The sequence below is a fragment of the Rhodanobacter thiooxydans genome (assembly GCF_021545845.1).
GTDB lineage: Bacteria > Pseudomonadota > Gammaproteobacteria > Xanthomonadales > Rhodanobacteraceae > Rhodanobacter.
Map to the genome: position 1 here is coordinate 1028504 of NZ_CP088923.1, position 12939 is coordinate 1041442.

The 12939-nt window shown below is 66.0% G+C and carries 12 protein-coding genes; 1 reads left to right on the forward strand and 11 read right to left on the reverse strand.

From position 1 onward, the window contains the following. Positions 1–4: 4 nt before the first annotated feature. From LRK53_RS04425 to LRK53_RS04475, 11 genes are all read right to left on the reverse strand, one after another. Positions 5–859, reverse strand: a complete 855-nt coding sequence (locus tag LRK53_RS04425) for a dTDP-4-dehydrorhamnose reductase family protein (RefSeq protein WP_027492974.1) — start codon at positions 857–859, stop codon at positions 5–7. Continuing rightward, complete coding sequence (locus LRK53_RS04430) at positions 856–1902, reverse strand: glycosyltransferase family 2 protein (protein WP_051257578.1); 1047 nt, start codon at positions 1900–1902, stop codon at positions 856–858. Before LRK53_RS04430 ends, LRK53_RS04425 begins: the two co-directional genes overlap by 4 nt. A 145-nt stretch (positions 1903–2047) precedes the next feature. Next, the gene (locus LRK53_RS04435) at positions 2048–2992 is read right to left on the reverse strand and encodes an electron transfer flavoprotein subunit alpha/FixB family protein (RefSeq protein WP_027492976.1); all 945 of its coding nucleotides are present in this window, start codon (positions 2990–2992) and stop codon (positions 2048–2050) included. Between the two features lie 116 nt (positions 2993–3108). Then, entirely contained in the window at positions 3109–3855 is a 747-nt protein-coding gene (locus LRK53_RS04440; RefSeq protein ID WP_027492977.1) for an electron transfer flavoprotein subunit beta/FixA family protein, read from the reverse strand. A gap of 111 nt (positions 3856–3966) precedes the next feature. Continuing rightward, positions 3967–6027: a glycoside hydrolase family 99-like domain-containing protein gene (locus LRK53_RS04445; RefSeq protein WP_235642527.1), complete on the reverse strand. Its 2061-nt coding sequence runs from the start codon at positions 6025–6027 to the stop codon at positions 3967–3969. Between the two features lie 143 nt (positions 6028–6170). Beyond that, complete coding sequence (locus LRK53_RS04450) at positions 6171–6512, reverse strand: HVO_A0114 family putative DNA-binding protein (protein ID WP_068098599.1); 342 nt, start codon at positions 6510–6512, stop codon at positions 6171–6173. Further along, positions 6509–6796, reverse strand: a complete 288-nt coding sequence (locus LRK53_RS04455; RefSeq protein WP_037089741.1) for a toxin-antitoxin system TumE family protein — start codon at positions 6794–6796, stop codon at positions 6509–6511. Before LRK53_RS04455 ends, LRK53_RS04450 begins: the two co-directional genes overlap by 4 nt. 157 nt (positions 6797–6953) lie before the next feature. Further along, the gene (locus tag LRK53_RS04460; protein ID WP_051257573.1) at positions 6954–8933 is read right to left on the reverse strand and encodes a glycosyltransferase; all 1980 of its coding nucleotides are present in this window, start codon (positions 8931–8933) and stop codon (positions 6954–6956) included. Positions 8934–9057: 124 nt separating this feature from the next. Beyond that, a complete protein-coding gene (locus tag LRK53_RS04465) occupies positions 9058–9351 on the reverse strand; it encodes a HigA family addiction module antitoxin (protein ID WP_027492805.1) in 294 nt (97 codons plus the stop codon). Next, entirely contained in the window at positions 9351–9629 is a 279-nt protein-coding gene (locus tag LRK53_RS04470) for a type II toxin-antitoxin system RelE/ParE family toxin (protein ID WP_027492806.1), read from the reverse strand. Before LRK53_RS04470 ends, LRK53_RS04465 begins: the two co-directional genes overlap by 1 nt. 102 nt (positions 9630–9731) lie before the next feature. After that, entirely contained in the window at positions 9732–11342 is a 1611-nt protein-coding gene (locus LRK53_RS04475; protein WP_037089743.1) for an electron transfer flavoprotein-ubiquinone oxidoreductase, read from the reverse strand. Positions 11343–11508: 166 nt separating this feature from the next. Here LRK53_RS04475 and LRK53_RS04480 point away from each other — a divergent pair, with 166 nt between their 5' ends. After that, positions 11509–12906, forward strand: coding sequence for an amidase (locus LRK53_RS04480; protein WP_027492808.1), 1398 nt, complete (start codon positions 11509–11511; stop codon positions 12904–12906). Positions 12907–12939: the final 33 nt, after the last annotated feature.

Consider the following 12939-nt stretch of genomic DNA (forward strand, 5'->3'; position numbering starts at 1 on the left):
TTAATCAGCCAAAGTTCTTCATGGTACGAACCAATTCAGGCCAAGAGGGAGGCTGGTATCCCGTGGCTTTGTTGAATCGGTCCGCGTTGAGAGATCGGTCGATAACCAACGTGTCATCCGGTATCATCTCGATGTCTTTATCATACGCCGCGGCCGTCAGTTGTAGCAGGTCATATTTGCTGATGGGCGAAGACGCGACATGATAAAGGCCGTGACATTCGGGCCTTGGAAGTACATGACGCTCGATGATACGTGCTAGTTCGACTGTTGGAAAACCCGAGAAGATTGCCCGCGTATATCCGCGAATGGTTTCTTGCTGGGATAAGAACCAGCCAATCAATCCGTTGGCGGAATCAAGCTCGTGGCCGATGATCGAAGTACGCAAGGTGATGGCATGGGGATAGTCAACTTCACCAAGCAGCTTCGACCTACCATATAGGTCGATGGCATCCGGAATGTCCTTCTCGACGTAGTTGCCGATGGCGCCTGTGAATACGCAGTCTGTGCTGATATGAATCAAGCGTGCTCCAGCCACCGCACACAGCCGGGCAAGGCGATGGGGGAACAGGGCGTTTAGCGGCAACGCGCTGAGTGGATCCTTGGATGACTGAAGTTGTTTGATCAGGCCGACGGCGTTAATAACTGTGTCTGGCTTGGCCTGTGCAAATGCCGAGGTGACCGAATCGAAATGATCGGCGTCAACGCCGCCGATAATATTATCGTGATATGCCAGGTCGAAACGCGACTTGGCCCGGCCATCCCGGACGGTACCAAAGACCTCGACGCCTGATCGTTGGTTGAAATAGCGGAACAGGGTATTGCCAAGCATTCCCGTGATGCCAACGATCAATAGCCTCATTTGCGTGAATCTCCGGATATATGCAAGAGGTCGGTAACAACGTCGGGTTCATCTGACAGCCGTGGATGGATTGGTATACGGGGTACCGACTGCATGTCCCACATCAGAAAGGCAAGCACGAGTTGCAGGCCGAGCATGATGGGGAGTGCAGCAAGCATGACGGTACCCGCGGTCGCCGGGTGGGCGGGATTGAAGAGCCACTTCAGCAAGCCGAATGTCGTGCCTGTGGTCATCAGCAAAGTCCCGAGCACCAGTTGCAGTGAGGCTGCGGACAAGTCGCGTAAGAAGTAGTTGTAGAAGATCCGTTTGATGAAATTGCGGGCGTGCCCCAACAGAAATTCGCCGAAGATACGCGACACTTTCAGGTGACTGACCTCGTCGTTGTATCTTGCAGCCATAGGAATGTCGACGACCATTGCACGCAATGTATTCAATCGAAACAACATATCGGATTCGAAGAAATAGCGACAGCTGATGCGGTCTAGCGGAAGATGCGCTGCCACACGGCTGTGGATTGCTGTGTATCCGTTGGTGGGGTCGAACACATCCCAATAGCCGCTTGAGAATTTCGACAAGAACGACAGTGCAGCATTGCCGAATAGGCGCAGCGACGGCATTGATCGAAGGTTGGACAAATCGTAGAAGCGATTCCCCTTGGTGTAGTCCGCAGCACCATCCAAGATCGGTGCGATGAAACGATTGATGAGTTCGGGCGGCATTTGACCATCGCCATCGATCTTGACCAGGATGTTCGCACCTCCCTTGAGAGCGGCTCGGTAGCCTGCCATCACAGCTCCACCGACGCCTAGATTGCGCGAGTTGCGAAGTATTCGAATGCGAGAATCTGCGCAGTGCTTTTGCACGTACTCGCCGGAATTATCAGGGCAGCAATCATCGATAACATAGATTTGATGACATTCTGGGCCGATGCGTTTGATAACGTCAACGATGTGTTGGGTGACCCGATAGCACGGAATAACCGCCGCTATGACGGGTGCTTGGTCAACAATTTGTTGAGGCGCCTGCTCTTTTCCATCACTCATTGGCGTACTGCTGTCCGTTAGCGTGGGCATTTAGGAGGTGACATTGCGGTCTAGGGGCTTCATCGTCCTATTGCCGATGAGATCAGCGTGCTGACCAGGTCAAACGCTGCGTTGCGCCATTGATACATCACTTGGCACGATTCGTTCAACGCAAGGCCTCTCCGAGGGCAGGCAGTATCTGGAACAGATCCCCCACCAAGCCGAAATCCGCCACCTCGAAAATCGGCGCCTCGCCGTCCTTGTTGATCGCCACGATGGTGCCGGCGTCCTTGATGCCGGTGAGGTGCTGGATGGCGCCGGAAATGCCGATGGCCATGTACAGATCGGGGGCGATGATCTTGCCGGTCTGGCCGACCTGCAGGTCGCTGGGGACGTAGCCGGCGTCGACGGCGGCGCGCGAGGCACCGACGGCGGCGCCGATCTTGTCCGCAAATTTGAAGATGATGTCGAAGTTTTCCTTGGAGCCGACGCCGCGGCCGCCGGAGACGACCTTGCTGGCACTCTGCAGGTCGGGGCGGTCGCTGGCGCCCTGCTTCAGTTCGACGAAGCGGGTATGCGTGGGCAGTGCTGCGTCGATGGCCATCGCTTCGACCGGCGCGCTGTTGGCCCCGGTGGTGGCGGCCGGCCACGAGGCCGAGCGGATCGTGGCGACGACAGTGTGGGCGGCATCGGCTTCGACCGTGATGATCGCGTTGCCGGCGTAGATCGGGCGCTTGAAGGTGTGCGTGGCCTCGACGCTCATCACGTCGCTTACCTGGGCCACGCCGAGCAGGGCGGCGACGCGCGGGGCGACGTCCTTGCCGAACGTGGTGGATGGCACGAACACGTGGCTGTAGCCGGCGGCGGCCTTGGCGATCTGCGGCGCCAGCACGGCGGCCAGCGGATGGGCGTTCTCGGGCTTGGCGACAGTGAGCACGCGGCTCACGCCGTCGATCTTCGCCGCTTCGGCGGCGATCACGTCGACGTTGTCGGCCAGCACCAGCACGTCGATGGCCTCGCCCTTCACCGCGACGGCGGCGCTCACCGCGCGCGCGGTGGAGGAGTTCAGTTTGCCGCCGAGGTGTTCGGCGATGACCAGGATCTTGCTCATGATGTGGACAACCTTCCGTCTCGATTAGGGCTTTGGCACTTGCAGGGCGGGCAGTGCCCGCCGGCCTTTCGGGTCTTTGCAGGGCGGCGGGCAGTGCCCGCCCTACAGGCCGCGTTCTACAGCAAACCTTTTTGCCTCAATGCGGCGACCAGCTCGGCGGCGTCCTTCACCATCACGCCCTTGCTGCGCTTGGCGGGCGCGGCGTAATGCGTGGTCTTCAGCTGATCGTGCGCATCGACGCCGAGCGTGCCGAACTCGATCGTGTCGATCGGCTTGCTCTTGGCCTTCATGATGTCGGGCAGCTTGATGAAGCGCGGCTCGTTGAGGCGCAAGTCGGTGGTGATCACCGCCGGCAGCTCGGCCTCGATCACTTCCAGGCCGGCGTCGACCTCGCGGGTCACCGTGGCCTTGCCGTCGGCGATCTCCACCTTGCTGGCGAAGGTGGCCTGAGGGCGATCCCACAGTGCGGCCAGCATCTGGCCGGTCTGGTTGGCGTCGTCGTCGATCGCCTGCTTGCCCAGGATCACCAGGCTGGGGTGTTCCTTCTCGATCAGCTTGAGGAACACGCGTGCGGCGGTCAGCGGTTGCACGGCGTCACCGGTGACCACGTGGATGGCGCGGTTCGCGCCCATCGCCAGCCCGTTGCGCAGGTGCGCGGTGAGATCGGCCGGGCCGATGCCGACCACCACGACTTCCTCGGCCACACCCTTCTCGCGCAGGCGCAGGGCCTCTTCCAGCGCGATGTCGTCGAACGGGTTGGCGGACAGCTTGACGCCGTCGGTGACCACGCCGCTGCCGTCGGACTTGACCTGGATGCGCACGTTGTAGTCCACGACGCGCTTGTAGCCGACCAGAATTTTCATCTGCGATTCCTTGACTCGAGGCTGCCCCTGCCGGGGTGCGGGAACTCTCATTCTACCCGGCATCAAACATTCGTACGAACCGGGCGCCGCCGCGGCGTGGCGTCGCGGCGTTCAGCCACTGCGCCGCGCGTAGGAATAGGGCTGGGGCCGGGTTTCGGCGAGGCCGAGCAGGGTGGCGGCGTCGGCGGTGTGGAAGCCGCCGGCGTCGGCGGCGAGGGTGAGCACGCGCTCGACGGCATGGGCCAGGGTGCCATCGAGCTGGCCGGCCTCGGGCTCGAATTCCTCCACGCCGAGGTGGGCATCGAGCAGCGGCCGCAACGCGGCCGGGCGCAGCCACAACATGCTGCCGGCGGTGAAGCTGTCGCGCTCCACGTCGGGTGCCGGAATGCCGAGCCGGCGGGTGAGGTAGTCGACGTTGGCCTGGTTGGCGCCCCAGTAGTAGTCCAATGGCTGCAGGTGGCCTTCGGCGTGCACCAGGCCCAGCGTGGCGTCTTCGCGCATGGCGGCCGCGATGCGCGCGGCACGTTCGGGTGCGAGCAGCTTGTCGAGCAGTTCGCGGCGCCAGGTCTCGCCGTCCTGGCGGTGGGTGGAGCGCTTGCCGTGCAGCTTGAGTACGGTGGTGACGCCTTCGTCGAGCAGGCGGTTGGCCACGTGCAGGAACGGCAGGATGTCGCGGCCGCGGTTCTCGAACACTTCGATCTCGGCGGCGAGGCCGAGCTGCGCCACCCGTTCGCGCACGGCCTGCTCGCGCTCGTGGCCGGTGGTGATCACGATGCGCCAGTCGATGCCGCTGGCGTGCAAGGCTGCCGCCAGTTCGTCCAGCAGCTCGGGATACCAGAGGTGGATCACCGCGCACGGCCGCGCATCGGCGGTCGGCACCGGCTGCAGCGCGGTGCGGGTCGCTTCCAGCCAGGCGTGGCCGAGCCGGCTGTCCGGCTCCAGCACGGCGCCTTCGGCCCATTCGTTCCAGGCGTTGACGAAGACCAGCGGCTGCGCTGGAAAGCGCCGTTGCGCCACGCCGACGGCATGGCGCAGCCAGTCGCGATAGCCCCGTGGCGAGGCATGCGCGAACACGCGGCCGCCGCCGCTGCGCCGCGGTTCGTTGTCCCAGCCGGGGTTGACACCGGGGTAGCGCGGATAGGCGGGCTCAGGCTGGGACATCGATTGCCGCGCCAGCTCGCGCCAGTCGTGCACGTCGCCGCGGTAGTCGGGGTTGAGCAGCCGCTGGTGCGCGGTGATCGGCGCCGGCGTGGTGTTGTTGGGCGGGAATTCCACCGCGGTGTCGAAGCCGATCGCGCGCGGGTCGACGCGATCGAAGCTCTGCACGTAGGCCAGATGGATCTCGCCGATGTCGTTGGCGCGACACCAATCGCGCCAGCGCCGTGCGGTGGCGGCAGCGTCGGGCAGCAGGCCGGGGCGATAGACCAGCAGCAGCGGCTTGCCGTCGACGCGCAGGTAGCGCGGATCGGCAAGGTACGGCGCCACATGCGCGATGAAGGCGAGGTCGTCCTCGGCGCTGTGCCGCTGGCCGATCAGGATGTCGTCGGCGCGGCCGTCCCAGCGCCGCGACCAGTTCTCGTTGGCCCAGCACAGGCACAACGGCAGATCGAGCGTGGAGTCGGCCAGCCATTGCTGCAGTGGCTGTTCCAGCAACGTCTTGCCGCCGAACCAGTAGAAGTAGCTGCAGAACGCACCGATGCCGTACTCGCGGGCCAGCGCCATCTGCTTGCGCATGGCGTCGGCCAGGCGCAGGTCGTAGAAGCCCAGTTCGCCGGGCAGGCGTGGCTGCTGGTGCCCCTCGAACTGCGGCAGCGCGCGGGTGACGTTGTGCCACTCGGTGAAGCCCTCGCCCCACCAGGCATCGTTTTCGGGGATCGGGTGGAACTGCGGCAGGTAGAACGCCACCAGCGTGGCGGGCAGCGGCGTCGGCAGGATCCCTTCGCGTCGCGTCACGAAGCCGATCGCGCGGCCGGCGGCTTGGCGGCGCGATCGGTGCTCGATTTGCGCTGCCGCGGCCGCCTGGCCGCGCGGCCCGCGTGGCAGCAGGTACGCGTGCCGGTCGAGAAAGCGCTGGCGCAGGCGGTCACGCGTGGCGCCCGGCATCGGGGTGAGCCGGAAACCGGTGCGCAGTACGGCGAACAGACAGCGCTTGGCGAAGTCGCGGAGGGGCATGGCGGTCTGTCAGTGGTGATGCCGGAGCATCGCGGTTGGCACGACGGTGGTCAATTGCGTGTGCTGGTGAGAAATGATCACAATTCCGATGCACCGTGATCACCCACCGCACTGCCAGCCGGATCGTCAGAAAACGTGTGTGGCTACGCTGCTTTGCGCAGAGTGAAATCGACATGCACGGCGTCGTAGGGAAACGATACCCCATCGCCCGATCGTTCAAGTACGCCAGCATGGACGAGGGCCGTCACATCGCCATGAACAGCTTTGACATCGCGGCCGACACGGCGGGCCACCTCGCGGATCGCCAGCTCACCTTGACCTGTCATGGCATGCAGGATTTCCCATCGTTTGGCGGTCAGCACTTTCCAGAGCAGTTCAATCGACGTGAATGAAATGAACGTGCCCTGCGCCTCGCCCTGGAAAGCGGCGGCCATTCGCCGCTTGGTTGCCTCAACTGAAGAAACACCGAGCGTCACTGTTTTCATTGCTCTGCCCTCCAAGCTTCAACGTCGTTCCAGAATTCGGTTTGCAGCGTGGACAAGTCGATGAAGCGATAGGTCACTTCGTGACCGGCAACATGCTTGTGGTCGCCTTTGCCGGCTTCGTTGTCATATCGCAGTACGCAGACACCTTCAGCAACCAGCGCCAAGCTGTACTTGTAGTCATGGTCACTGCCGGACACTGGCCTGGGCACGTGCAAAATGACAGCCTCAATGAACGCTGTTTCCGTCAGGCTTTGGCGCTCGCGGAGCAGCAATTTGGCTTTCATGTTGGAGAACATACCAACACACACAAGGTGTTGTCAAATACACCAACACCGAGGCGGGCAAGATCGTGGGATCGGCCAGCGTCCGCGGTTCTGATCACCAACGGAACACTGATCATGGCGGAGCGATACGGCTGATCGACCTCGCTGGTACGCGCAGTCAATCCAGCGCGCGATGCAGGGTCGCGGCGGCGGCGGCGGCGGAGAAGTGCTGGCGCACGTTGTCCAGACCATGTTCGGACAGTTGCCGCCAAAGTGCCTCGTCATGCTGCAGCCGCTGGACGGCGTTGACGCAGGCGCTGGCGTCGTTGGCCACCAGCACGTTCGCGCCGTCAGTCAATCGCATGCCCTCCACCGCGATCGTGGTCGCGATCACCGGCACGCCATGACTCATCGACATATTGATCTTGCCCTTCACGCCGGCGCCGAAACGCAGCGGCGCCAGTGTGGCGAGGCAGCGGTCCAGCCAGGGCGTCAGCTTGGCCACGCGGCCGTGGAATTCGAGGCCCGGCGTGGCCAGCTCGTGCCGTACCGTGTCCGGCATGTCGCCGAGTACGTGCACGCGCAGATCGGGCAGCGCCTCGCGCAGCTGCGGCAGGATCTCGCCGGCGATCCAGCGGATCGCGTCGCTGTTCGGCGGGTGGCCGTAGCCACCGATGAAGACCAGGTCGCGCCGCCCCGCGTGCGGCTGCCGGCAGCCGTGCACCTCGTGGATGTTTGACAGCAGCTCCACCCGCGCCTGCGGCAGCAGCCGGGCCAGCAGAGATTGTTCGTGCGGGCTGACCACGAAGCTGACGTCGGCCAGCTCGATCAGCGCCAGCTCGCTGCGGCGGGCGGCTTCGGCCTGGCGGGCCATGCTGCTGCTGCCGCCGAGCTCGGCCGCGCGCCGTTCGCGCAGGAAGTGAAGGTCCACCGTGTCGAACAGCAGCTTCGCCTGCGGCGCGTACCGGCGTACCAGGTTGGCGTACTGGCCGGCCACGGTGTGGCGGCACAGGATCGCCGCGTGCAGTCCGCCGCCGTCCTCGCGCAGCCAGTGTGGCAAGTCCGCCACCCACGGCTTGCACAACACCTCGCAGCCCAGTGCGCCGAGCGCGTCGATCTCCGCCAGGCTGGCGCGGCCGTCGTCGGGCAGGAAGGCGGTGCTCCAGCCCTGCTCGTCGAGCAGGCGCAGGATCGCGCACAGGCGCAGCGAGCCGGAGTCCCGGGCAGGCTCCGGCGTCATCGCATCCACCACCAGCACGCGGCCGCGCCGGCGCCAGCGGATCGCGCGCTCGAGTGGCGTGCCGACAGGCGGCTGGGCGGCGAGTTCGGCCGTCCATTTGCCGACGAACTTCGCCCGGTTGGGCCGTTGGTGGCGCTTCATGCCGCGGTCCAGGTCGGTGCCGGCGCTGATGCCCTCGCAGTGGATCACCGTGCTGGCTGGTTCGTAATACACGCGCAGGCCGAGCCGGCGCACGGCGAATGCCAGGTCGGCGTCCTCGTAGTAGGCCGGCGCGTAGCGCGCGTCGAAGCCGCCGACGCGGCCGAACACCTCGCGGCGGATCAGCAGCGATGCGCCGGAGACGTAGTCGACCTCGCGGCGGCAGCGGAACAGCGGCACGTCGCGCGGTTCGAAGCGGCCCGTGGTCCAGCAGCTTCCGTCGGCGAACACCAGGCCACCGGCTTCCTGCAGGCGCCCGTCCGGATAGACCAGCCGGCTGCCGGCGATGCCGCAGTCGGCGTGTTCGGCGAAGCAGTTGAGCAGTGCGTTCAGCCAGCCGGGCGTGACCTGGGTGTCGTTGTTGAGGAACAGCAGGAACTCGCCGCTGGCGGCTGCAGCGCCGGCGTTGCAGCTGCCGATGAAGCCGAGATTGGCGGCGTTGTGCAGCAGGCGCAGGCCGCCCACCTGTGCTAGCGCGGCGGCGCTGGCGTCCGGCGAGGCGTCGTCCACCACGATCACCTCGAACGGCGCCTGCGCGCCGTGCCGCGCCAGCGAGCGCAGGCAGGCGAGGGTGTAGGCGAGCTTGCCGTGGACCGGGATGATCACCGACACCTGCGGCTGCTCGCTGACCGGCAGCGCGAACGGCGCGAAGGGTTCGTCCAGCGGCAGCAGCGCCAGGGCCTCATCGAGTTCGGGGCGTGACTGGAACTCCTGCCGCATGCGCGCCAGCGTGCCGCGCCAGCCGCGCAGCGCGATGCTGCCGCGCGTGCGCTGCCACAGGTAGCCGAGGCGCCTGAGTCGCCAGTGCAGGTGGCCGATCAGCGGACTGCCCTCGATGCCGAAGTCACGCTGTTGCCAATCGAAGCTTGGCCACGCGCTTCAGATCCACGTGCTGGCGCGCAACCCAGAGATCATGGTTGTCCTGCAGCAGCAACCAGCTCTCGGGGGTGCGGCCGATCGCCTTGGAAAGACGCAGTGCCATCTCCGGAGTGACACGGCTCGTGCCGTTCAGGATGCGACTGAGGGTGGAGGCGGCCACGTCGAGCTTGGCCGCCAGCTCGCGACCACTGATGCCGTTGGGCTCAAGGTAGATGTTCGTGATGAACTCGCCGGGATGGGGAGGGTTGTGCATGGCCATCAGTGATAGTCCTCGTAGTTCAGGACGTAGGCGTTCCCGTCCTGGAACTCGAACGTCAGCCGCCAGTTTCCATTGACCGAGACAGCCCAGCGGCCCTGCATCCCGCCTTTGAGCGGGTGCAGGGCGAAGCCTGGCAAATCCATGTCGTCAATGGACTGCGCGGTATCCAGGGCGGCCAATTGCATTCGCAGCCTCTTGGCATGGGTTGTCTGGATGCCGGCCGTGCTTCCGGTTTCGAAGAGCTTGCGCAAGCCCTTGTGCCGAAACGACTTGATCATTTGTCGACATTAGCATGTTGCGCATCACGCAACAAGCGATCGACGCGTGACTGGGCGGTGATGCCGTTGTCCAGATGCCGGCCGCCGTGTCTCCACGCCATTTCAAAGATTCTGGTAATTCGGCCCCGAGCCGCCTTCCGGCGTGACCCAGGTGATGATTTCGTACGGGTCCTTGATGTCGCAGGTCTTGCAGTGCACGCAGTTGGCCGCGTTGACCTGCAGCCGCTTGCCGTGCGGGGCGCTGGTGTCTTCCACCATTTCGTAGACCGCGGCCGGGCAGAAGCGGGTGCAGGGGTTGTCGTATTCCTCGACGCACTTTGTGGCGCAGATGTCGGTGTCGGCCACGTGCAGGTGGACGGGCTGGTCCTCGTCGTGCTCGGTGGCGGCGAAGTACACGCCGGCGAGGCGATCGCGCGGGGGCAGCGGGCGCTGCACGTAGTCGCGCCTGGGTTCCTCCTGCTGGCCGAGTTTGTGCAGGCTGGACCAGTCGGCCTTGTTCTTCAGCGTCCACGGCGACAGGCCGCCGGTGACGGTTTCCCAGGCGGCGTTGAGCATGCCGAACCACAAGCCCTTCTTGAACGCGGGCTTGATGTTGCGCACCTTCTTCAGCTCGGCCATCGCGTCCGAGCCGCGCAGCTTCGCGTCGAAGCCGGCGGGGTCCAGGCCGTTCGCGGCCAGGTGCTCGGCAGCGAGCATGCCGCTCCTGATCGCCTGGTGCGTGCCTTTCACCTTCGGCACGTTGAGCAGGCCGGCGGTGTCGCCGATCAGCAGCGCGCCGGGCATCTCGCACTTGGGCAGCGACTGCCAGCCGCCGGTGACGATCGCGCGTGCGCCGGCGGAAAGGATGGTGCCGCCTTCCAGCAGCGGCAGGTTCATCGGGTGGTTCTTCCACTGCTGGAAGGCTTCCCACGGCTGGTACGCAGGGTCGCTGTAGTCGAGCCCGCTGACGTAGCCGAGCGCGATGCGGTCCTGGTCCAGGTGGTACATGAAGCTGCCGCCGTAGGTATGCGTGTCGGCGGGCCAGCCGAAGCTGTGCACGATCTTGCCCGGGGTGACGCGGCCGGGCGGCAGCTGCCACAGCTCCTTGATACCGATCGAGTAGCCCTGCGGGTCGCTGTCCCTGTCCAGCTGGAAGCGCTTGATCAGCTGCTTGGTGAGGCTGCCGCGCGCGCCTTCGGCCAGCACGGTGACCCTGGCCTTGATGTCGATGCCCTGGGTGTAGCCGGCCTTGTGCGAACCGTCCTTCGCCACGCCCATGTCGCCGATGCGCACGCCGGCGACCGAACCGTCCTCGTTGTAGATGTTGTCGGCGGCGGCGAAGCCGGGGAACACGTCCACGCCCAGCGCCTCGGCCTGCGGCGCCAGCCACGCGCACATCGCGCCCAGCGAGACGATGAAGTTGCCGTGGTTCTTCATGCCCGGCGGCACCATCATCCTGCGCCCGCCGGTTTTCGACAGCAGCCAGAATTCGTCCTCGCCAGCGGGTACGCAGATCGGCGGTGGGTTGTCGCGCCAGCCTGGCAGCAGCGCGTCCAGCGGCTGCGGCTCGATCACCGCGCCGGAGAGGATCTGCGCGCCGACCGTCGAGGCCTTCTCGATCACGCACACGCTCGCTTCCGGCCTGATCTGCTTCAGGCGGATCGCGAACGACAGGCCGGCCGGCCCGGCACCGACCACGACGACGTCGTATTCCATGGTTTCGCGTTCGCTCATGGCGGAATTCCTGATGCGGTTGAAGGTGCCGGTGTTGCCGTGCGTGCGGGTATGGACCCAGGCCGCCATTGTCCGTTTTCGGGCGGCGGCCGGCAACGCGTGCTGCGCTACCGCTTGCAATCGATTCACCGGAGGCGGCGATAATCGGGCAACCCGAGGAGTGTCCATGAATTCGATGCCGCCGATCGCCGACCTCGACCTGCGCCGTGCATCGCTGTGCCAGTTGCTGCACTGGCTGGCGGTGGGCCGGGTACAGCCGCAGGCGCTGGCGGATGTCTACCAGCAGGCGATCGAGCGGATCGATCCCGGCCTGCATGCCTATGTCGACCAGCGCTCCGGCCTGCTGCAGGACCAGGCGGAACTGGCCGACCGGCGCCGCCGCGACGGCGTGATCGGCCGGCTGGACGGCATCCCGATCGCGCTGAAGGACAACTTCGACATCGCCGGCTGGCCCACGCGGGGCGGCCTGCCCGGCCGCGGCCGGCCGGTGCAGGAGGATTCCCACGTGGTGGCGCGGCTGCGCGCCTCCGGCGCGATGCTGCTGGGCAAGACCAACATGGACGAGGGCGCGCTGGGCGCGGTCACCGACAACCCGCACTTCGGCGCCACCCACAACCCGTATCGCCACGGCTACACCGCCGGCGGCTCTTCCGGCGGCGCCGCGGCCGCGGTGGCCGCGGGGCTGGCGGTGGCCGCGGTCGGTTCGGACAGCCTCGGCTCGATCCGCATCCCGGCCAGCTACTGCGGCGTGTACGCGCTGAAGCCCACCCACGGCGAGATCTCCACCCGCGGCATGCTGCCGGCCGCGCGCCGGCTCGACGCGGTCGGCCTGCTCGCGCGCAGCGTGGAGGACCTCACCGTGCTGCTGCAGGTGCTCGCCGGCTACGACGCCGACGATGCGCGTTCGCGCCGGCGCCGGGTCGCGTTCGCGCTGCCGGACTGGGAGCCGGGCAACCTGCGCACCGGCCTGCTGCCGGATCTCGCCGCGCTGGGCGTGCAGCCGGACGTGATCGAGGTGTTCGAGGCGGCGCTGGCGAAGCTGCCGCACGCGCTGGGCGACTTGCGCACGGTCGACTTCGCCGACTGGGATTTCGCCCGCACCCGCCGCGCCGGCCTGCTGCTGATGGAGGCGGAGATGCTCGGCACCTTCGCCGCGGACCTGGCCAGCACCGAACGCCCGGTCTCCGGGCGTTTTCACCGCCTGCTCGGTTACGCCGCCGGCAAAAGCGCCGCCGACTATGCACGGGCCGACCGCGTGCTCGACTCAGCCACGCTGAAGATGCGCCGGCTGTTCGCCCAGGTCGACGTGCTGGTGCTGCCCACCACGCCGCAGGGTGCATTCCCGCTGGACGGCCCGGTGCCGGATTCACAGGCCGACCTCACCAGTTTCGCCAGCCTGGCCGGTTGCCCGGCGGTGAGCCTGCCGATGGGCACGCTGCCGAACGGCATGCCGGTGGGCCTGCAACTGGTCGGCGCGCGCGGCTCGGACCTGCGTCTGCTGGAACTGGCCGCGGTGTGCGCGGCCACGCTGGATGCCGAGCCGGTGTATCCGGCGATCGCCTGAGGGCATCCCGGCAACTCCCGCTCGCACCGCCCG

Excerpts from the sequence above, each read along its gene's own strand:
- LRK53_RS04425 (WP_027492974.1), bottom strand. The coding sequence starts at position 859 with ATGAGGCTATTGATCGTTGGCATCACGGGAATGCTTGGCAATACCCTG.
- LRK53_RS04430 (WP_051257578.1), bottom strand. The coding sequence starts at position 1,902 with ATGAGTGATGGAAAAGAGCAGGCGCCTCAACAAATTGTTGACCAAGCA.
- LRK53_RS04435 (WP_027492976.1), bottom strand. The coding sequence starts at position 2,992 with ATGAGCAAGATCCTGGTCATCGCCGAACACCTCGGCGGCAAACTGAAC.
- LRK53_RS04440 (WP_027492977.1), bottom strand. The coding sequence starts at position 3,855 with ATGAAAATTCTGGTCGGCTACAAGCGCGTCGTGGACTACAACGTGCGC.
- LRK53_RS04445 (WP_235642527.1), bottom strand. The coding sequence starts at position 6,027 with ATGCCCCTCCGCGACTTCGCCAAGCGCTGTCTGTTCGCCGTACTGCGC.
- LRK53_RS04450 (WP_068098599.1), bottom strand. The coding sequence starts at position 6,512 with ATGAAAACAGTGACGCTCGGTGTTTCTTCAGTTGAGGCAACCAAGCGG.
- LRK53_RS04455 (WP_037089741.1), bottom strand. The coding sequence starts at position 6,796 with ATGAAAGCCAAATTGCTGCTCCGCGAGCGCCAAAGCCTGACGGAAACA.
- LRK53_RS04460 (WP_051257573.1), bottom strand. The coding sequence starts at position 8,933 with ATGCGGCAGGAGTTCCAGTCACGCCCCGAACTCGATGAGGCCCTGGCG.
- LRK53_RS04465 (WP_027492805.1), bottom strand. The coding sequence starts at position 9,351 with ATGGCCATGCACAACCCTCCCCATCCCGGCGAGTTCATCACGAACATC.
- LRK53_RS04470 (WP_027492806.1), bottom strand. The coding sequence starts at position 9,629 with ATGATCAAGTCGTTTCGGCACAAGGGCTTGCGCAAGCTCTTCGAAACC.
- LRK53_RS04475 (WP_037089743.1), bottom strand. The coding sequence starts at position 11,342 with ATGAGCGAACGCGAAACCATGGAATACGACGTCGTCGTGGTCGGTGCC.
- LRK53_RS04480 (WP_027492808.1), top strand. The coding sequence starts at position 11,509 with ATGAATTCGATGCCGCCGATCGCCGACCTCGACCTGCGCCGTGCATCG.